This is a genomic window from Coriobacteriia bacterium, from assembly GCA_041658765.1.
GTDB lineage: Bacteria > Actinomycetota > Coriobacteriia > Anaerosomatales > JBAZZO01 > JBAZZO01.
This window is the reverse complement of record JBAZZO010000015.1, coordinates 1-18,879: the sequence shown is the minus strand read 5'-3', so window position 1 is coordinate 18,879 and position 18,879 is coordinate 1. Positions and strand designations below refer to the sequence as shown.

Genomic DNA, 18,879 nt, shown 5'->3' with positions numbered 1-18,879 from the left:
CGTGGCGGCGCCCGCAGGAGACCCTACGGGCTCTTCGCCGGCCGGGACGCCGACCACAGACGGGGTGCGCTCCATCTTCTCGCGCATCGCGGGCAGGTACGACCTGCTCAATACCCTCATGAGCCTGGGTCTCCATCGCCGGTGGCGTGACATGACCGTGCGCGTCGCGTCCCCGACCTCCGGCACGGCCGCACTTGACCTGTGCTCCGGAACGGGTGATCTCGCCCTCGCGCTGGCGCGCGCGGGAGCCGGCCGAGTCGTGGGCACCGACTTCGTGCCCGAGATGCTCGAGGTCGCTCGCCGCAAGGCGGCCGCGGCGGGATCTCCCGACGGCGTAGAGTTCGACTTCGCGGACGCGCAGGACCTGCCGTTCGGCGATGGGTCCTTCGACGTGGTGACGGTCGGCTTCGGAGTCCGCAACCTTCCCGACCGCGCCGCGAACTTCCGTGAGGTGATGCGGGTCCTGCGACCGGGCGGCCGCTATCTCATCCTCGAGTTCACCAGGCCGCCGAACAAGGTCTTCCGCGCTCTTTACCATGCTTATCTGCGCGTCGTCGTCCCGGCTCTCGGCGCGCTCGTCGCCGGCGACCGGGACTCGTACCAGTACCTGGGCGACTCGATCCGGCGTTTTCCCGACCAGGCGGCCCTCGGTGGAGAGCTGCGCGCCGCGGGCTTCTCGCATATCGTCTGGAGGGACCTCGCCTTCGGAATCGTCGCGCTGCACGTGGCAACGAAGTAGCCGCCTGCGGCGGATGTTCCTCCGTGCGATACTTGAGCCGTAGAACGCTCTAGCTCCGGAGGCCACCATGCTGCTCGCCGCCCGCTACGTCCTGCCCGTCTCCTCGCCCCACATCGAAGAGGGCGCCGTGCTGGTGCGCGACGGCCGGATCGATGCCGTGGGGACGCGGGAGAGACTTGTGGCCGAGAATCCCGAGGAGCCGCTGCGTGACTTCGGCTCCGCGGTGCTCATGCCGGGATTCGTCGACCTTCACACGCATCTCGAGTACTCGATCTTCCGCGGCGCGGTGGACGACGTGCCGTACAGCCAGTGGAAGATGCAGGTCGTCCACAAGGAGGCGTCGCTCGAACCTCGGGACTGGGAGGACTCGGCGACCCTCGGCGCCATGGAGACGATGCAGTCGGGCATCACGACGATCGCGGACATCACGAACTCCGGGGCGAGCCTGCGCGCGGCCGCTGGAGCCGGGTTGCGTGGCGTGGTCTACCGCGAGGTCTCGACGATGGACAAGACGAAGGTCGATGCGAAGCTTGCGGCCGCCCGTGCCGATATGGACGAGTGGAGAGCGACGGCCGACTCCGCCCTGCTCTCGATAGGCATCGCGCCGCACTCGCCCTACACGTGTCATCCGTCACTCTTCCGTCGCGTCGCCGACCTCGCGCGCGACGAGGGGCTGAAGGTCGCCATCCACCTTGCGGGCAGCAAGGACGAGTGGGACTTCGTCATGTACGGCTCGTCGCCGCTCGCTCAGGACTTCCGGGAGCAGGCGGGCTGGACCGACGTCGCGTGGATGCCTACGGGTGTGAGCCCGGTGCGATACGTGCTCCAGTGGGGATTGTTCGACATCCCCGGAGTGCTTGCCGTCCACTGCGTGCAGGTCGACGACGCCGACATCGACGTACTCGGCTCGCATGGGGTCGCCGTCGCGCACTGCCCGCGGTGCAACGCCAAGCTCGGGATGGGCATCGCGCCTCTCCACCGTCTGCTGGCGCGGGGCCTGCACGTGGGCATGGGGACGGACTCCCCGGCGTCGAACAACACCGTGGACACGTTCGACGAGATGCGCATCGGCCTGCTCCTCCAGCGCGGGCTGACGGGCGAGGCTTCGTTCTTCACCGCGGAGAAGTTCGTGCGGATGGCTACTCTCGAAGGCGCCAGAGCTCTTGGGATGGAGGACCGCGTCGGATCGCTCGAGGCCGGGAAACGCGCGGACATAGTCGCGGTCGACCTCTCGTCGAGCCACATGGTACCTACGCAGGACCCGTACAGCGCGCTCGTCCATACGGCGAACCAGGAGAACGTCGTGATGACCATGGTCGACGGCGCCGTCCTCTACGAGCGCGGTGAGTATCTCACCGTCGACGCGGAGGCGGCCCTCGCGGCTGCGGAGAAGACGCGCGGCAAGTTGCGCGGCTAGGCGCACGGCTGTTCGCGACCGCCCGGGAACCCGCACGGCGGAAGGCGCGTCTTACCCTTGGCCTGGCGCGTGCTATAATCCCGTTCCGAATGCGACGCGCGAGCCGGGAATGCTCGTGCGTGACCCATGTCCTAGGAGGTATCGACGCAGTGAGCGACCAAGACTTCTTCTTCGACGACGACGAGACCGCTCCGGCCAAGGCGGAGGCAAAGCCCGCGAAGACCGCGAAAGCGGCCGCCAAGTCCGCGACGAAGCCCGCGACCGCGAAGTCGGCTACCGCGAAGGCCGCGCCGGCCGTGGCTCCCGAGCCGCAGGACTTCCTCTCGCAGACCGTGCCCATGTCGATCGCCAGCCTTCTGGCTGTGTGCGCTCTGCTCGTCGGCGTGATAGTGGGCGTCATGCTTCCCGTCGGCGGCGCTTCCACGGGGAGCGGTTCGACCGCGGGCCTGCCCGGCGGCAGCCTCAGCCCCGCGCCTCAGTTGAGCCAGGACCAGATCAGCCAAGGCCAGTTGCCCGCAGGTCATCCGAACATCGGCGGCGGCTCCACGGCGGCGACTGCGGCCAAGTAGTGCCGGCCACGCTCCACACCGCGCCGCGACAGGAGAGGGACCATGGCACTCGATAAGAGCAATTCGTCGTTGTGGGTGAAGGTCGTCATCGGGATCGTGGCAGCCTCGTTCGTGCTCAGCCTGATCCCGTCGGTCTTCGGCTCGGGAGGGGCTTCGAACACCGCCCAGCAGCCCGCGGCCACGACGGGAGCGACCGGTGTCGCGGCGATCAACGCCCAGTACCAGCCGCGGGTCGACGCCGCTGAGGCGGTCTTGAAGAACGATCCGAACAATCGAGAGCTCCTGGTGTCCCAGGGCAACAGCTACTTCGACTGGGCTCTCGAGGTGCGCAACGCGTCTCCCGACGACCCTTCGGTCTCGGAGCCGATCTGGACGGCCGCGACCAAGTACTACGAGCGGGCTCTGAAGATCAAGGGCGACGATCCGGCGGTCCTCACCGACAAGGCGATCTCGCACTACTATGCCGGCGATCCCATCACGGCGTCGGCTTTCGCCGAGAAGGCCCTGAAGATCGATCCGAAATTCGCGCCCGCGCTGTTCAACGGCGGGATCTTCTACAAGGACACCTCGAAGCCGGCGCAAGCGCTCGACCTTCTCCAGCGGTATCTCGTGGCAGACCCGAATGGGACCTACGGCGATCGCGCGCAGGCGCAGGCGTGGGTGAAGGAGCTCCAGTAGCCCTTCCCGGCAGCCCTACCCGGCGGGCGCGGTGTCGGCGAGCATCTCCGCCGCGGCGTGTCGCGTGGCCGCTGTGGAGAAGATGCCGTTCAGACGAGTGAGCTGCAGGATGCTGTCGACCGTCTCGTTCGTGACGAGCACGAGCCGACCGCCCTGCGCGGAGTACTCCTTCGAGAGACTCAGCAAGAGGCCGAGCCCAGAGCTGTCGAGGTAGTCGAGACCCGAGATGTCGACGATCGTCGAACCTGGACCCGACTTCAGGATGCGGTCGATGTTCATGCGGAACGTCGCGCACTCGCTGTAGTCGAGGTCGCCGGTGAGGGCTAGTGACCAGTAGGGCTCGGTCTGTTCGAGTTCTATGTTGAGAGCCATGCCGACCCCTTGCTGTCGCGAGGGCGCGGGTGTCCTATCAGAGGATATGCTACCCCAATCGGCGTCGGCCTATGCGCGCCGGTCGCCAGGAGGGAGCACGGGCGCTACAATCGTTCCACGTGAAGGCGGATGGAAGACGAGGACCGAATGGAACTCGAGATAGCGACCGAGAAGGACGGCTCCTCTTGCGTCCTGGCACTATCGGGCGAGGTGGATGTCTACACGGCGCCCACGCTCAAGGACCGTCTCGTCTCCGTCGTCGATGACGGCTGCGTGGATATCGTCGTGGACCTGGAGAAGGTCGCCTTCATCGACAGCTCCGGACTCGGGGTGCTCGTAGGCGGCTTGCGCCGCGCGAGAGAGAAGGACGGCTCTCTGCGGCTGATATGCACGCAGGACTCCATCCTGAAGATCTTTCGCATCACCGGTCTCGACAAAGTCTTCCCGGTCTTCGCCTCGCGAGGCGAGGCGCAAGGCTTCTAGGCCCGGCCGTCTGGAGGGCCCGTGTTCGGAATCAGCGGCAGCGAGCTGCTCATCATCGTCGCGTTCGGCTTCTTCATCTTCGGACCCGACAAGCTCCCACAGGTCGCCCGGACCATCAGCCGGATGATGACCGAGTTCCGCCGCGCCCAGGACACCATGGAGGCGACGATCCGCGCCGAGCTCTGGGAGAGCGGCCGCGCCGACGCTCCGATCATCGAGTCCGGTCCCGAGGTCCCGACAGTGACCGATGAGAGCGACGACGAGGAGGACGAGGAGTAGGCCCCGCGGGCCGCTCCCGGACGCCGATGCCGATCACGCCCAGGCACATGCCCTTCCTCGACCACATCACCGAGCTTCGCCGCCGGCTGATGATCATCGCCGCGGTCGTCTTCGTCGGCAGCATGGTCGCCTACGCTTGGGCGCCGTGGTTCTTCGACGTGGTCCTGCGCCCCATCCTGCCCCTGCTGCACGGGCAGAAGCTGCGATGGTCGGGACCGTTCGAGGGATTCGGGCTCCGCTTCAAGGTCGCGCTGTACATGGCGGTCATCTTCGGCAGCCCGGTCATCATCTGGCAGGTGATGGCGTTCTTCCTGCCCGCGCTCAAGCCGAAGGAGCGCAAGTACGTCATCCCGACTTTCGGGGCGATGGTCGGACTGTTCGCGCTCGGCGTCTTCTTCTGCTGGTCCACCGTCCTGGGGGCGGGGTTCGGCTGGATGCTGTCGCAGGGGTGGGAGACGGTGGCGCTGCTCCCCAGCGCGAGCCAGTTCTACCAGGGCGCGACACTGCTCATGATCGGCTTCGGCGTCGGGTTCCAGCTTCCGGTGGTCGTGTTCTACCTGGTCGTCTTCGATATCGTGCCTTACGTGAAGCTGCGCGAGCAGTGGCGGGTGGTCTACGTCGGCCTGATGATCGTCGCGTCCGTCGCGACGCCAGACTGGTCCCCCGTCACGATGGGGGCGCTCTTCGGCGCGCTGGTCGTCCTCTACGAGCTGAGCATGTTCTTGGCACGGACGCTGCTGCGCAAGCGCATCGCGGCGCAGAAGGTCTAGACCATGCACGAGATGGGGATCACGGAAGGCATCCTGGCCGCCGCCGCCGAGGTCGCGCAGCGCGAGGGCGCGTCGCGGATCACCGAGATCCATGTCACGGTGGGCGACCTGACCGACATCGTCCCGGACTCACTCCAGTTCGCCTTCGAGGTGCTGCGCGAAGACACGCTCGCCGCGGACGCGGTGCTGATCGTCGAACGGCTCGGCGCGCGCTCCAAGTGCGGAGAGTGCGGCGAGGAGTTCGAGCACGGACGCTTCGAGGCCACCTGCCCCGCGTGCGGCAACTTCCTGTGCGAACTCGTGCAGGGGCGCGAACTGCGCGTCGACAGCATCGACATCGACACGGACTGAAGACGGGTCCGACCGAAGGAGACACGAAGTGGCGCGCATCGACATCGCGAAGGGCATCCTCGACAAGAACGACCGGCTCGCCGAAGAGAACCGTGCGCTCTTCGCGGAGCATGGCGTCTTCGTCGTCGACCTGATGGCGAGTCCCGGAGCCGGGAAGACGTCGACCATCCTCGCGACGATCGCCGCGCTTCGCGATCGCTACCGCATCGCGGTCATCGAGGGCGACATAGCCTCCAGGGTCGATGCGGAGAAGATATCGGCGCATGGGATCCCCGCCGTCCAGATCAACACCGGCGGCGCGTGTCATCTCGAGAGCGCGATGATCCGCAAGGCTCTGGGCGCGCTCGACCTCTCGTCGCTCGATCTGATCATCATCGAGAACGTGGGCAATCTCGTGTGCCCGACCGACTTCGACCTCGGGGAGCACGCGAAGGTCATGATCCTGTCGGTCCCCGAGGGCCACGACAAGCCGCTCAAGTACCCGAACATCTTCGCCATCTCGGAGGCGGTCATCCTGAACAAGTACGACACACTCGGAGTCTTCGACTTCGACGAGCAGGCCTTCCGCGAAGTCGTACACTCGCTCAATCCGGCCGCGCCGGTCTTCCCGGTCTCGGCGACGAGGGGCGACGGAGTGGCGGACTGGGTGGCGTGGCTCGCACAGCGGATCGAGGCGGCGCGAGCCGTCGTCTGAGGGGAGCGCGGATGGACCGCGAACAGGCATTGTCGCTCGTGAAGGAGCACGTCCCGCAGGCGAACCTCGTCAACCATTCGGTCGCCACCGGCGCGATAATGCGCGCGCTCGCGCAGCGCCTCGGCCAGGACTCGGCCGACGCCGACCGCTGGGAGGTCGCGGGTCTCCTCCACGACCTCGACTACGCGACGACGGCGGACGATCCGGCGCGCCACGGCCTGGTCACCGCCGAGTTGCTCGACGGGCGGGTCGACGACGAGAGCGTCCACGCCATCCTCGCGCACGCGCAGAAGGCGCCGCGCGAGTCGGCGATGGACCACGCGCTGTACGCCGCGGACCCGACCACGGGGTTCATCGTCGCGGCCGCGCTCGTGCGGCCGGAGAAGCGGCTCGACGCCGTCGACGTCCCGGCGCTTCTGAAGCGCTGGAAGGAGAAGGCGTTCGCCAGAGGCGCGAGCCGCGACCAGATGGACACGTGCGAGGCCTGTGGCCTGGGCCGCGAGGAGTTCCTCGCCCTCTCTCTCGCCGCGATGCAGGCCCGGTCGAAGGACCTCGGACTCTGAGTCAGGTCTTGCATCGGCCGGCCGCACGGCGTATATAGTGTCACCCATGCGACTCATCATCTCCGAGAAGAACATCGCCGCGCGCCGCATCGCCGAGATACTGGCGGTCGGCAAGTCCGCGACCGACAAGGTCTACACGACCCCCGTCTACACGTTCCGCCGCGACGGCGAGGACTGGGTCTCCATCGGGCTCAAGGGCCACATCATGAAGGTGGACTTCCCCGAGCAGCACTCTCCGAAGAAGGGCGCTCCCGCAGTCGATCTGAAGAAGTGGCGGCTCGACGCCCTGCCCACGCTCGTCGATGCGCCGATCCTCAAGCTTCCCGCCGAGAAGGGCATCATCCAGTCCCTGCGCAGCCTCGCCAAGAAGGCGGACGAGGTGGTCATCGCTACCGACTTCGACCGCGAGGGCGAGCTCATCGGCGCCGACGCGCGATCGGTCGTGCGCGACGTCAACGCCGACGTGCCCGTGCACAGGGTGCGCTTCTCGGCCATCACGAAGGGGGAGATCGAGCGCGCCTTCGCCGAGGTCGGGGAGATATCGGACGCGCTGGCGCAGGCCGGCGAGTCGCGGCAGGACATCGATCTCGTGTGGGGCGCGACGCTCACCAGGTACCTGACGCTCGCGAACCAGCGCAAGTCGAGGAAGCCGTTCGGGGACGTGATCTCGGCCGGACGCGTGCAGACTCCGACACTCAAGCACATAGTCGATCGGGAGAAGGAGCGCGACCGCTTCGTCCCCGAGGACTACTGGACCGTCAAGGGAGCTTTCGCGGCCGGAGGTGGCTCCTTCACCGCCGGGCACGCGACCGACCGCTTCAAAACGGAGGACGACGCTCTCGCGGTCATGCGGGCCGTCGAAGGCGCCGGGACCGGGACGGTCGTCGAGACGAAGCGCACGAGGCGCAAGGTCGATCCGCCCGTGCCCTTCAACACCACCTCGCTGATGGCCGCGGCGGCCAACGAGGGGGTCGCGCCGGCCCGCACGATGCAGGTGGCCGAGTCCCTCTACATGAGCGGCCTCATCTCGTACCCGCGCGTCGACAACACGGTCTACCCTCCGAGCCTCGACCTGAAGGCCCTGCTCAACACCCTCTGCGAGGTCCCCGTCTATCGCGAGCATGCGAAGCGCCTGCTCGGCGGTGCGCTCACTCCTACGCGCGGCCCGAAGGAGACGACCGACCACCCGCCGATCCACCCGACGGGCGTCGGAGACCCCGACAAGCTCGATGGCCAGGCGTGGAAGATCTACAACCTCGTCGCGCGGCGGTTCCTCGCCACACTCTCGGGTCCGGCGTTCGTCGAGGCGACGAGGGTCGATCTCGACGTTAGCGGTGAGCGCTTCGTCGCGAAGGGCGATGTCGTCTCCGAGCCGGGATTCCGCGCCATCTACCCCTACGGCCTGAAGAAGGACGAGCACCTGCCTCCACTCGCCGAGGGCGACACCGCGTCCTTCGAGGGCGCCACGATGGAGGCGAAGCAGACGCAGCCCGCGTCGCGCTACACGCAGGGCAAGCTCATCCAGGAGATGGAGCGCCTCGGTCTGGGCACGAAGGCGACGCGCCACGACATCATCCAGACGCTCTACGACCGCAAGTACGTCGTCAACGACCCCGCCGAGCCTACCTGCAAGGGCAGGGCGGTCATCGACGCCCTCGAGCAATACGCCGAGCGCATCACCACGCCGGGCATGACGAGCGACCTCGAGGCGGACATGGACGCCATCGCGGACGGCCGCGCGGGTCGCGAGGAGGTCGTCGACCGCTCCAGGCATCTGCTCGGGGGCGTCATCGCCGCCCTCCTGCCCGACGAGACGGTCCTCGCGGTCGGCGAGGCGCTCGAGGTAGCGGCGCTGGACGACTCGAAGGTCGGTCGTTGCCCGGCCAGCGGCCACGACCTCGTCATCAAGTTCTCTCCCAAGACGAAGTCCTACTTCGTGGGGTGCAGCGGCTATCCGGACTGTCCGGTCACCTTCCCGCTCCCCAAGAAGGCGAAGTTCTCGGCCGTGGAGGAGGCCTGCCCCGTCTGTGGGACCCCGCAGGTGCTGGTCATCCAGTTCAAGAAGCGGCCCAGGACGATGTGCCTGAGTCCCGATTGCCCCACGAAGAAGGGCCCCGAGATCGAACTCGGATCGTGCCCGAAGTGCGACGGGGGAGTCTTCTGGGTGCGGTATTCCGCTGTCGGCAACCGGTACGCGCGGTGCACGAACCACGAGGGCGGGTGCCCGAAGCCGTTCATGCCCCTGCCGCAGAGCGGAGACATCGAGGCGACGGGCGAGACATGCCCGTGCGGTTATCCGGTCGTCATCGTGCAAACGAAGAAGGGGCCGTGGCGAATCTGCATCGACCCTGACTGTCCGACGAAGGCGGCGAAGCCGAAGAAGCCGAGCCGGAAGGCGAAGCCGAAGCCGAAGAAGTAGCGGCGCGCTCCCTCTCTTCGGGTAGGAACCCATCAGGGGGTGGGACCGATGCGCATCGCCGTGGTGCAGCACCGACTTCGTGACGGCATCGAGGCCGACAGGCTCGCCCTTGCCGATGTCGTGGATGAAGCGGCGCGCGCGGGCGCCAAGGTCGTCATCGTCCCAGCGCTGTCCGGCTCTTCGGCGTGTGATGAGACCTCGGCCAAGGTCGTGGACGGTCTCACGGTGGTCTCCGTGGGTGACGGCGCCGAGCCCCCGTTCGACACGCCGCTGGGGAGGACCGCCGTCCTGTGGGGCGATGCTTGCGCAGAGGCCGGTGTTCTCGCGCGTCTCGCGCGAGAGGGCGTCTCCGCGATGGCATGGAGACCCGAGCCGGAGTCGGCGATCCAGGCCGAGGCCTTCCGCGAGCTGGCCATAGGCGTCAGCCTGGCGGTCGCCGGGCTCGTGCTCGTCACGGCGGTCGTGGACGGAAGCCCCGAACGCCCCGGGTGCGCCGCCATCGTCGTCGCGGGGGACGTCGTGGCGGAGGCGGGCGACTCGGAGGAGGTGCTCTTCGCCGACGTCGAGGTCCCCGTCGCGCTCGGCGTCCGCGAACGGCAGCCCGAGGTGCCGCCGATCCTGCGCCAGCGGCTCGCGGTCCATGGCGGCACGCGCTCCGCGCAGCCGTGGCCGACCGATGCCACATGGTAGAATCCCGGTGACGACGGGCCCTCCCGTCGGATCCTCGGTCCTATCGCGACAGGAAGGCATCACGTTGGGCTACCCCAAGGTCACCGTCGTCGGAGCCGGCCAGGTCGGAGCGACCGCGGCCTTCCTCCTTCTTTTGAAGGGCATCGCGGACGTCGTGCTCGTCGACGTCGTCGAGGGCGTTCCTCAGGGCAAGGCGCTCGACATGAGCCACAGCCGCAGCGTCGAGCGGTTCGGTCCGAAGGTGACGGGGATCAACGGCTACGACGGCACCGAGCGCTCGGACGTCGTCGTGGTGACGGCTGGACTGCCTCGCAAGCCGGGGATGACACGTGAGGACCTCCTTGCGGCGAACGCGGGTATCGTGCGTTCGGTGATCGGCGAGGTGGCGCCGCGATCCCCCGACGCCGTTCTCCTGTGCGTCACCAACCCCCTCGACGTCATGACCGATCTCGCCTGGAAGGTCTCGGGCATGCCGGCCGGGCGCGTGCTGGGGATGGGCGGCGTGCTCGACTCCGCCCGCTTCGCGTTCTACATCGCCGAGGAGACGGGCGCGGCCATCGACGAGGTGGAGGCGCTCGTCGTCGGCGCGCACGGCGACACGATGGTCCCGCTTCCCCGCCATTCGAGCGTGGCCGGCAAGGCCCTGATCGACGTCCTCGCGCCTGGGCGCGTCGCAGAGGTCGTGCGTCGCACCGTCTCAGGCGGAGCCGAGGTCGTGGCGCACCTGAAGACGGGGAGCGCCTTCTACGCTCCCGCGGCGTCCGTGGCGGCGATGGTCGCCGCGATCGTCGGCGACACCGGCGCGGTGCTGCCGAGTTGCGTCCGCCTGGAAGGCGAGTACGGTATCGAAGGCGTCCATCTCTCGGTGCCCGCTTCGCTCGGTCGGTCCGGCGTGCGCGGGGTGCCCGAACTCGACTTGGACGACGCCGAACTCGCGGCGCTGCGCGCGTCCGCGGACGGTGTCGCCGCGCAGGTGGCGTCCCTGGGACCGGAGGTCTAGGGTGCTCGAGGCCGCAGCGGTAGCGTCCGCCGTGGGGTACGCGATCGGGCGGGCCGCGACGGCCCTGCGCGAGGACGTGCGCGACGCCATCGCCGCAGCATGCGAGAGCGAGTCCTCGGAGCGCGGCAGGGCGGTACTGCGCATGCTCCTCGAGAATGCGGGGATCGCCGAGCGCGACGACGTGCCGATATGTCAGGACACCGGGACGGTCCGGGTCCACCTCGAGATCGGCACCGACCAGGGTGTGGGGGGCGATCTGGCCGCGGCCGTCGACGAGGCGGTCGCCATCGCATACCGCGAGAACGCCTTGCGCATGAGCGTGGTACGCGACGCGGTCTTCGACCGGTCGAACACCGGGGACAACACACCCGCGTTCCTCGACGTGACGCTCCGTCCGGGGCGTGGCGCGACCGTCCATGTGATGCTCAAGGGCGGAGGATCGGACAACGCATCCGTCCTGGCGATGCTCGACCCCGCGGAAGGCTTGGAGGGTGTGCGTCGCGTCGTACTGGAGACCGTGGACGCCAAGGCGACGGGCGCGTGTCCGCCGCTCGTCATCGGCGTCGGCGTCGGGTCGACGTTCGACGGGGTCGCGCGTCTCGCGACGCGCGCGCTGATGCGCCCGCTCGGGCCCTCTCGGGACCCGCGCGCCGCGGCGCTCGAGGCCGAGCTGCTCGAGGCGGTCAACGCGACAGGGATCGGCCCGGCGGGATTGGGCGGGACCACGACCGCGCTCGGCGTGCACGTCGAGACGGCGCCCTGCCACATCGCCGCACTGCCGGTGGCCGTGAACCTAGGGTGCTGCGCGATGCGCTCGGCGAGCGTGGACGTGCCCTGATGGTCTCGGCGGACCTTCCCGCACTCTCGCGAGGGGCCTACCGCCGCCTCGCGGCGAACCCCCGGTTCAGGCGCCTGTGGGTGAGCCAGTTCGTCTCCGGTGTAGGGGACTGGCTCGTCATCGGCTTCCTCATGCCACTCGTGACGTCGCTCTCGGGCGGCTCGTCGTTCGCCGTCGCGGGCATCCTGATCGCCAAGATCATCCCGTCGCTGGTGTTCTCTTCGGTGACGGGTGTCCTGGTGGACCGGTTCGACCGTCGCAGGCTCATGATCGCCTGCGACGTCGTGCGCGCCGTCCTGGCGCTCGCGCTCATGACGACGAACAGCTTGGCGCTGATCTACCTCGTGGTACTGCTGATGGAGACGGCGAGCATCTTCTTCTTCCCGGCGAAGAGCGCGCTGATCCCGTATCTCGCCGAGGAGGGCGACATCACCTCCGCGAACGGGCTGTCGTACACCACGCAGCAGGCGAGCATGCTGGTGGGCCTCACGGCTTCGGGCGCGATCCTCGCGGCGTTCGAGCGGGCGGTACGGCTCGTCCTCGCCGCGAAGCTGCCGATAGTCTCCCGTTTCGTGGGCCTGTTCGCGCCCGCCCTCCTCGGTCCCCGAGCCGGCGTCATCGTCGACAGCCTGACGTTCCTCGTCTCCGCGGTGGCGATCTGGCGCATCGGCAAGGTCGCGCGCTCCGTGCGCGGCTCGGGCGCGCGGCTCGACCTGTCGCTGATCGGGAAGGACGTCCGCGAGTCCTTCGCCTTCCTGCGCGACCACCGCGAGCTGCGGGGCCTCCTCGTCACCATCGGGTTCGCGATCCTCGGAGGCGGCACCATCGTGCCGGTCGGTCTGGTCTACGTGCAGCACAACCTCACCGGAGGAGTGCCCATACTCGAGCGCATCCAAGCCCTGCGGACGCTCGTCGCGGCTCCGCAGACGTTCATCCTCGTCTTCCTCGCCTTCGGCATGGCGAGCGGCGCGCTCCTCGTCCCGCGTCTGTCGCATCGCGTGCCGCTCACGTGGCTCTTCGCGGGGAGCGTAGCGGCGTTCGGGGTCTCGATGCTCGCGTTCGCGAGCGTGGGGATCTACTGGATCGCCGCGTTGTTCGCGGTCGCGGCTGGATTCTCGATCGCGATGGTGACCGTCGCGGGCAACACGTACGTCGTCCAGACGACCGCGGACGAGCTGCGCGGGCGTGTCTTCACCGCCCTCGAGTCGGTGATCAGGGTGTCGCTGCTCGTGTCGATGATCGTCATGGCGCCGCTCGGGGACGTTGCGAGCCGCATCGTGAAGCGCGTCATCGAACAGCGCCACCTCGCCCCCGAGCACGTCGTGCTGACGGGCCCGCGCATCACGCTGCAGCTCGCCTCGCTCATCGTGCTCGCGGCCGCGTTCTATGCGTTCCGCATGCTCAGGGACGGCCAGGGTCCCGTGCCGGCGAAGGGGGGTGCGGGTGTCTGAGCCGCTGCGTCTGAGTCTGCCCGCGGACCGCGATACGCTCGCGAGTCTGCGGGCCGGCGACGAGGTGCTCGTGACGGGGACCGTCTTCACAGCGCGTGACGCCACTCACGAGCGGCTCCTCGCCGAGGCGCGGGCCACCGGCGCCCTGCCGTACGGCCTGGCGGGGCAGGCCATCTTCTACGCGGGACCTACGCCGGCCGCCGCCGGTCGCGCGATCGGCGCGATCGGTCCGACGACGGCGAGGCGCATGGACCCTTTCACGCCTGAGATGCTCGCCGGCGGCGTGACCGTCACGATCGGGAAGGGCGCGCGCTCCTCCGCCGTCCGCGCCGCGTGCGTCGCCAACGGCGCCGTGTACCTCGCGGCGGTCGGCGGGGCGGCGGCCCTTCTCGCGGAGCACGTCCGGTCGGCTCGCACGGTCGCCTATCCAGAGTTGGGCACCGAGGCGCTCGTCGAACTCGAGGTCGAGGACCTCCCGGCGTTCGTCGCCATCGACACGCTCGGCGGCGATCTCTACGCCGAGGCCCGGGTCCAGTGGCGTCGGGAAGGACGGTGACGGGCATGGGCGGATGTCTCGTCTCCTTCGAAGGGGGCGAGGGTTGCGGGAAGTCGACGCAGCTCGCGCGAGTCGCGTCGCGCTTGCGCGCGGCGGGCGTCGAGTGCACGTGCGTCCGCGAGCCGGGAGGCACTCCTCTGGGCGATCTCGTCCGCAGGCTCCTCCTCGATCCGGCGCACGAGGGCATCGAGGCCACTGCGGAGTTGCTCTTGTACGAGGCGAGCAGGGCGGAACTCGTCGCCAAGGTCCTGCGTCCGGCTCTGGCGAACGGAGGGGTTGTGCTCGCCGACCGGTTCGCCGACTCGTCGACGGCCTACCAGGCCGCTGGGCGCGGTCTGCCGCTCTCGCAGGTCCTCGAGTTCAACGCATGGGCGACCGGAGGTCTCACGCCCGATCTGACGGTCCTGCTCGACGTCGACCCGCGCGTAGGTCTGAAGCGCGCCACCGGCGCGGGAGCCGACCGTCTCGAACTGGAGGACATCGCATTCCACGAGCGCGTGCGATCGGGGTTCCTGGAGCTCGCGAAGGCCGAGCAGGAGCGGTTCCGCGTGGTCGACGCGTCGGCGGACGAGGGCGCTGTCTTCGAGGGAGTCTGGGCCGCGGTAGCTCCGGTCCTGCGGTCGCGCGGAACGGCGGTCTGAGAGCATGGGCCGAGACGTCTGGGACGACCTCATCGGACAGCCGCGAGCCGTCGAGGTCCTGAGGACGCAGGCGCGCGAGGGTTCGGTGGCGCACGCGTACCTCTTCGTCGGTCCCGCGGGTACGGGCAAGAAGAAGGCAGCGAAGGCGCTGTCGTGCGCGATCTTCTGCGAGGACGGATGCGGAGGCTGCCCGACGTGCGCGCGGGTGAAGCGCGACACCCATCCTGACATCCACGTGCTGCAGCCGGAGGGGACGGCCACCTACCTCGTCGATCAGGTGCGCGACCTCATCCACGACGTGAACCTTCGACCGGTGGAGGCCTCCCACAAGGTCTACCTGATCGAGCAGGCCGACGCGCTCAACGCCGAGTCCGCCAACGCGTTCCTGAAGACACTGGAGGAGCCCCCGGACGATGTGGTCTTCGTGCTCCTCGCCCGGATGGTCGAGTCGGTGCTGCCCACCATCGTCTCGCGTTGTCAGGTGATCAGGTTCCGCCCGATGCCGCCGACCGCCGCCGCGGCCCTGCTGACGGAGCGCACGGGGGCGGGCGAGGACGAGGCACGCGCGGCGCTCGCGGCCGCCGGGAGCGTGATGCCGCAGGCGCTCGAGTTCCTCAGGTCGCAGGGGCGACGCGCCGCGCGCGACGCCGTCGTCGGCGTGTTGCGCGAGTTGCCGTCGATGGACGCGCACGACGTACTGGTCGCCACGCGCTCGCTGCTCTCCACCGTCAAGGTGCCGCTCGACGAGCTCAAGGCGTCCCAGGCCGAGGAGCTGCGCGAACGGCGGGAGTTCGTCGGGGGCTCCGAGCGCGCCGTCGCGGACCGGCACAAGCGGGAGATGACCGCTCGGGAGCGCGAGGGTCTCGCGGAGATCCTCAACGTCACGGACAGCTGGCTCCGGGATTGCTTGGCAGTGGCGAGCGGGGCGCCGGACGCCGTCGCGAACCGCGACGGTTTGGACGCGATGATCGCGCTTTCCACGGTGCCGGCGGGCCGGTTCTTGTCCGCCCTCGCGGCAATCGGTGAGTCCCGGCGCCGCATCTCGTATAATGTGAGCCCCCAGTCGGCCGTAGAGGCCATGCTGCTCGACATACAGGAGGCGTTCCAGTGCCCACAGCCGTGGGAGTGAGACTTCGGTTCGCGCCGAAAGTGATGTTCTTCGATCCGTGCGACGCTTCGCCCGTCGAGGGCGATCGCGTCGTCGTGACGACCGACCGTGGGACCGAGCTCGGCGAGGTCGTCGCGGCACCGTTCGAAGTAGAGAAGCCGCCGGCCGGCTTGCGTCCCGTCGTCCGGGTGGCGACCGAGGAGGACCTCACGGTCGCCGCGGACCTGCTCGAGAAGGAGCGGGCCGCGATGCGCCGCTATCGCGAGCTCATCGGCAAGCACGGTCTCGACATGAAGCCCATCGGCGTCGAGTACCTGTTCGACGGATCCAAGGCGGTCTTCTACTTCGTCGCCGAGGAGCGGGTGGACTTCCGCGATCTCGTGCGGGATCTGGCGTCCGAGAGCAAGGCGCGCATCGACATGCGCCAGGTGGGCGTACGTGACGAGGCGCGGATGGTCGGAGGGCTCGGCCATTGCGGCGAGCAGCTCTGTTGCGTGCGGTTCGGCGGCGAGTTCCAGCCCGTCTCGATCCGCATGGCGAAGGAGCAGGACCTGCCGCTCAACCCCTTGAAAATCAGCGGCCTGTGCGGCAGACTCATGTGCTGTCTGCGCTACGAGTACGAGGCATACAAGGACTTCAAGTCCCGTGCCCCGAAGCGTGGGACGCCGGTGGAGACGCCGGCGGGCAACGGCAAGGTCTCGGACCTCAACACGCCGCACGAGATGGTCACAGTCCGGCTCGAGGAGGGCGGCGAGCTCAAGGTGCCGCTCGAGGCGATGGAGTGTCCCGGACACGGGTGTCCGTGCCGTGTCGATGCCGAGAAGCTGCACGACTCGGAGAACGAGTCGATGGTCGCGTTCGTCGCCTCCCTCGCGGAGCGGGAGGCCGCGCCGCCGAGGCCGGCCGCCGCAGCCGAGCGCGGCAGGGGCGGCAGACGGTCTTCGGGACGCGAACGGAGCGCCGAGGCGCCGCCGGAGCGCGCGAAGGAAGCGCCGGCCCCGGAGACTCCGGCAGCGGAGGTCTCGGAGCAGGCGGGTCAAGGCACGGGACGACGGCGTCGCCGGAGAAGGCGCGGTGGCGGCGGGGCGTCAACGGAGAAGAACGGCAGCACGCCGACGTAGCTCAGCTGGCCAGAGCACCGCACTCGTAATGCGGGGGTCAAGGGTTCGAATCCCTTCGTCGGCTCCATAATCTACCTGCGGGGACTTCGGTCCCCGCTTTGCTTGTCTAACATTAAGGATCGCCCGCAACTCTCCCTCAAGGCGACCTTGAGTACGGCCGATTGTATGACTAGGAGGAGTGGCTCGATCGAGCCACTCACCTTGCACTGCGAGCGAAAGGTCCAACTTGCGAGTAGCGAGAAGTCTCACCCGCCTCATGCTCGTGTCGGTTCTGGTGCTGGCGTTCTGTCCACTCGGGGCCAGTGCCGCGGTCCCGGTCGGCACTTTCGCGATCAATCTCGGCGCCGGGTCGACGACATCGGCCGCGGTCTCGCTGGATTCGACCGTGACCGGCGCCACCGAGATGCGCTTCGACGTGGGCGGTGGCTTCGGCGACTGGATGCCGTATGCGTCGACGATCGCCTCGACGCTCGTCGGAGCCGACGGCATCCGGACGGTCCAGGTCGAGTTCCGCGATGCGGTAGGGGACGTGCTCCCGCTCTCCGACACCATCGGACTGGACACTTCGGCGCGTTGGGCGGCGCAGACATCGGGCGTCGCGACGATCCTGTACGCAGCCGAGTTCGTCGACACCACGCACGGCTGGGTGGGCGGAGCGAGCAACGTGATGCTGGCGACCGCCGACGGTGGCGCCACCTGGGGACCTCAGACATCGCCCGCCGCCGGTACCACCATCATCAGGTCGATCTCCTTCGTGAACGCTTCCGACGGGTGGGCGGTCGGGTCGAGCGGGGTGATCATCGCCACGACCGACGGTGGGGCGACATGGACGTCGCAGACCTCGGGGACCGCACAGCTCCTCAACGGGGTCTCCTTCGTCGACGCATCCCGTGGGTGGGCCATCGGCAACATCGGCACCATCCTCGCGACGACCGACGGTGGAGCAACCTGGACGCCTCAGACATCCGGCACGACCTCCGCCCTGTACTCCGTCCACTTCGCCGACGCCACGCACGGCTGGGCGGTCGGCGCCGGCGGCATCATCCTCGCGACGGCCGACGGCGGGACGACCTGGACGGCGCAGACCTCAGGCACCGTGCAGGCCCTATGGGGCGTCCGCTTCATCGACTCCACGCACGGCTGGGCGGTCGGTGGCGCGGGAGCCATGGTCGCCACCACGGATGGCGGAGCGAACTGGACAGTGCAGGCCTCTGGCACGGGCAACCTCCTTTATTCCATCCGGTTCACCGATGCCACGCACGGCTGGGCGGTCGGCGCCTCGGGGATCATCGTCGCCACGACCGACGGGGGGATCACCTGGGGCGCGCAGGCTTCCGGGACGGTGCAGCATCTCTACGCATGCGACTTCGTCGACGCGACTCACGGTTGGGTGGTCGGGAAGGCCGGCGTGATCCTGCGCTACGTCCCGCCGAGGGACTTCGTGCCCCCGGAGACGACCGTATCCGGCATCCCGGGCGGGTGGGTCTCGCGCGACGTCACCGTCACCCTCACCGCCACGGATCCCGCCGGCTCCGGCGTGTCGAACACCTACTACGCTCTCAACGGCGGGGTCGGCAACCTCTACTCGCTGCCGGTCACGGTCTCCGTCGAGGGCACGACGACGTTCGGGTACTGGTCGGTCGACGCTTCCAGCAACGCCGAGACGAGTCACACGGCGAACGTGCTCATCGACAAGTCGGTTCCGATAGGGTTGTCGCTGTCGAGCTCGACGCACGTCGCCTCGACGCCCACGAGCGCCACGACGCTGACCGTCTCCTTCTCGGGCGCGACGGACGTGTACTCGGGCGTGGCGGGCTACTCGGTGCTCGTCACCACATCCGCCACAGACGACCCCGACACCGTCATCGACCAGTCCGCTGCGACCACCAGCACGCCGCCGCTCGCCGACGGCACCTGGTACCTCGCAGTGCGGGCGATCGACTCCGCCGGCAACGCGGGGGGCGTCGTCCGCTTCGGCCCCGTCGTCATCGACACCACGCCCCCGGACACGACGCCCCCGGAGACGACCGTATCCGGCATCCCGGGCGGGTGGGTCTCGCGCGACGTCACCGTCACCCTCACCGCCACGGATCCCGCCGGCTCCGGCGTGTCGAACACCTACTACGCTCTCAACGGCGGG

The 18,879-nt window shown here is 68.7% G+C and carries 21 protein-coding genes and 1 tRNA gene; 21 read left to right on the top strand and 1 reads right to left on the bottom strand.

The window, feature by feature from the left end; all coding sequences use genetic code 11:
- Position 1: 1 nt before the first annotated feature.
- The 4 genes from ubiE (at position 2) to WC971_08990 (ending at position 3,403) form a co-directional block, all read left to right on the top strand.
- Complete coding sequence (gene ubiE, locus WC971_09005) at positions 2-739, top strand: bifunctional demethylmenaquinone methyltransferase/2-methoxy-6-polyprenyl-1,4-benzoquinol methylase UbiE (protein MFA5844949.1); 738 nt, start codon at positions 2-4, stop codon at positions 737-739.
- Between the two features lie 67 nt (positions 740-806).
- Positions 807-2,156, top strand: coding sequence for an amidohydrolase family protein (locus tag WC971_09000; protein MFA5844948.1), 1,350 nt, complete (start codon positions 807-809; stop codon positions 2,154-2,156).
- A 149-nt stretch (positions 2,157-2,305) separates the two neighbouring features.
- Entirely contained in the window at positions 2,306-2,725 is a 420-nt protein-coding gene (locus WC971_08995; protein ID MFA5844947.1) for a hypothetical protein, read from the top strand.
- A 42-nt stretch (positions 2,726-2,767) separates the two neighbouring features.
- Complete coding sequence (locus WC971_08990) at positions 2,768-3,403, top strand: hypothetical protein (GenBank protein ID MFA5844946.1); 636 nt, start codon at positions 2,768-2,770, stop codon at positions 3,401-3,403.
- A 15-nt stretch (positions 3,404-3,418) separates the two neighbouring features.
- Here WC971_08990 and WC971_08985 read toward each other — a convergent pair whose 3' ends face one another.
- The gene (locus WC971_08985) at positions 3,419-3,775 is read right to left on the bottom strand and encodes an STAS domain-containing protein (GenBank protein ID MFA5844945.1); all 357 of its coding nucleotides are present in this window, start codon (positions 3,773-3,775) and stop codon (positions 3,419-3,421) included.
- 147 nt (positions 3,776-3,922) lie between these two features.
- Here WC971_08985 and WC971_08980 point away from each other — a divergent pair, with 147 nt between their 5' ends.
- The 17 genes from WC971_08980 to WC971_08900 all read left to right on the top strand — a co-directional run.
- Entirely contained in the window at positions 3,923-4,258 is a 336-nt protein-coding gene (locus tag WC971_08980) for an STAS domain-containing protein (protein ID MFA5844944.1), read from the top strand.
- Positions 4,259-4,279: 21 nt separating this feature from the next.
- Positions 4,280-4,537 (top strand): twin-arginine translocase TatA/TatE family subunit, encoded by a 258-nt coding sequence (locus WC971_08975; GenBank protein ID MFA5844943.1) that lies wholly within the window; start codon positions 4,280-4,282, stop codon positions 4,535-4,537.
- Between the two features lie 47 nt (positions 4,538-4,584).
- Positions 4,585-5,307 (top strand): twin-arginine translocase subunit TatC, encoded by a 723-nt coding sequence (tatC, locus tag WC971_08970; GenBank protein MFA5844942.1) that lies wholly within the window; start codon positions 4,585-4,587, stop codon positions 5,305-5,307.
- 3 nt (positions 5,308-5,310) lie between these two features.
- A complete protein-coding gene (gene hypA, locus WC971_08965; protein ID MFA5844941.1) occupies positions 5,311-5,658 on the top strand; it encodes a hydrogenase maturation nickel metallochaperone HypA in 348 nt (115 codons plus the stop codon).
- 28 nt (positions 5,659-5,686) lie between these two features.
- Positions 5,687-6,352 carry a hydrogenase nickel incorporation protein HypB gene (gene hypB / locus WC971_08960; GenBank protein ID MFA5844940.1) on the top strand — a complete coding sequence of 222 codons (666 nt, stop codon included), beginning with the start codon at positions 5,687-5,689 and terminating at the stop codon, positions 6,350-6,352.
- 11 nt (positions 6,353-6,363) lie between these two features.
- Positions 6,364-6,915 carry an HD domain-containing protein gene (locus tag WC971_08955; protein MFA5844939.1) on the top strand — a complete coding sequence of 184 codons (552 nt, stop codon included), beginning with the start codon at positions 6,364-6,366 and terminating at the stop codon, positions 6,913-6,915.
- 46 nt (positions 6,916-6,961) lie between these two features.
- Positions 6,962-9,334, top strand: coding sequence for a DNA topoisomerase I (locus tag WC971_08950; protein ID MFA5844938.1), 2,373 nt, complete (start codon positions 6,962-6,964; stop codon positions 9,332-9,334).
- 48 nt (positions 9,335-9,382) lie between these two features.
- A complete protein-coding gene (locus WC971_08945; GenBank protein MFA5844937.1) occupies positions 9,383-10,024 on the top strand; it encodes a hypothetical protein in 642 nt (213 codons plus the stop codon).
- A gap of 64 nt (positions 10,025-10,088) precedes the next feature.
- On the top strand, positions 10,089-11,024 hold the full coding sequence (gene mdh / locus WC971_08940; GenBank protein ID MFA5844936.1) for a malate dehydrogenase: 936 nt from the start codon (positions 10,089-10,091) through the stop codon (positions 11,022-11,024).
- Between the two features lies 1 nt (position 11,025).
- The gene (locus WC971_08935; GenBank protein ID MFA5844935.1) at positions 11,026-11,862 is read left to right on the top strand and encodes a fumarate hydratase; all 837 of its coding nucleotides are present in this window, start codon (positions 11,026-11,028) and stop codon (positions 11,860-11,862) included.
- Positions 11,823-13,313: an MFS transporter gene (locus tag WC971_08930; GenBank protein ID MFA5844934.1), complete on the top strand. Its 1,491-nt coding sequence runs from the start codon at positions 11,823-11,825 to the stop codon at positions 13,311-13,313. The genes WC971_08935 and WC971_08930 overlap by 40 nt, the downstream gene beginning before the upstream one ends.
- Positions 13,306-13,869 (top strand): FumA C-terminus/TtdB family hydratase beta subunit, encoded by a 564-nt coding sequence (locus tag WC971_08925; protein MFA5844933.1) that lies wholly within the window; start codon positions 13,306-13,308, stop codon positions 13,867-13,869. Before WC971_08930 ends, WC971_08925 begins: the two co-directional genes overlap by 8 nt.
- Before the next feature lie 5 nt (positions 13,870-13,874).
- Positions 13,875-14,510: a dTMP kinase gene (tmk, locus tag WC971_08920; GenBank protein ID MFA5844932.1), complete on the top strand. Its 636-nt coding sequence runs from the start codon at positions 13,875-13,877 to the stop codon at positions 14,508-14,510.
- Positions 14,511-14,514: 4 nt separating this feature from the next.
- Positions 14,515-15,639 carry a DNA polymerase III subunit delta' gene (gene holB, locus WC971_08915; protein MFA5844931.1) on the top strand — a complete coding sequence of 375 codons (1,125 nt, stop codon included), beginning with the start codon at positions 14,515-14,517 and terminating at the stop codon, positions 15,637-15,639.
- Positions 15,618-16,739, top strand: coding sequence for a stage 0 sporulation family protein (locus WC971_08910; GenBank protein MFA5844930.1), 1,122 nt, complete (start codon positions 15,618-15,620; stop codon positions 16,737-16,739). The genes holB and WC971_08910 overlap by 22 nt, the downstream gene beginning before the upstream one ends.
- Positions 16,730-16,806: transfer RNA gene (locus WC971_08905), tRNA-Thr, on the top strand. The genes WC971_08910 and WC971_08905 overlap by 10 nt, the downstream gene beginning before the upstream one ends.
- Positions 16,807-16,995: 189 nt before the next feature.
- Positions 16,996-18,879, top strand: a 1,884-nt coding sequence (locus tag WC971_08900) for a YCF48-related protein (protein MFA5844929.1), incomplete at its 3' end; no start/stop codon positions are given.

Bases quoted from the DNA above. Each gene is read 5' to 3' on its own strand.
- WC971_08985 (MFA5844945.1), bottom strand. From the start codon at position 3,775: ATGGCTCTCAACATAGAACTCGAACAGACCGAGCCCTACTGGTCACTA.
- WC971_08990 (MFA5844946.1), top strand. From the start codon at position 2,768: ATGGCACTCGATAAGAGCAATTCGTCGTTGTGGGTGAAGGTCGTCATC.
- WC971_08955 (MFA5844939.1), top strand. From the start codon at position 6,364: ATGGACCGCGAACAGGCATTGTCGCTCGTGAAGGAGCACGTCCCGCAG.
- holB (MFA5844931.1), top strand. From the start codon at position 14,515: ATGGGCCGAGACGTCTGGGACGACCTCATCGGACAGCCGCGAGCCGTC.
- WC971_08945 (MFA5844937.1), top strand. From the start codon at position 9,383: ATGCGCATCGCCGTGGTGCAGCACCGACTTCGTGACGGCATCGAGGCC.
- tmk (MFA5844932.1), top strand. From the start codon at position 13,875: ATGGGCGGATGTCTCGTCTCCTTCGAAGGGGGCGAGGGTTGCGGGAAG.
- WC971_09000 (MFA5844948.1), top strand. From the start codon at position 807: ATGCTGCTCGCCGCCCGCTACGTCCTGCCCGTCTCCTCGCCCCACATC.
- hypA (MFA5844941.1), top strand. From the start codon at position 5,311: ATGCACGAGATGGGGATCACGGAAGGCATCCTGGCCGCCGCCGCCGAG.
- WC971_08980 (MFA5844944.1), top strand. From the start codon at position 3,923: ATGGAACTCGAGATAGCGACCGAGAAGGACGGCTCCTCTTGCGTCCTG.
- WC971_08950 (MFA5844938.1), top strand. From the start codon at position 6,962: ATGCGACTCATCATCTCCGAGAAGAACATCGCCGCGCGCCGCATCGCC.
- tatC (MFA5844942.1), top strand. From the start codon at position 4,585: ATGCCCTTCCTCGACCACATCACCGAGCTTCGCCGCCGGCTGATGATC.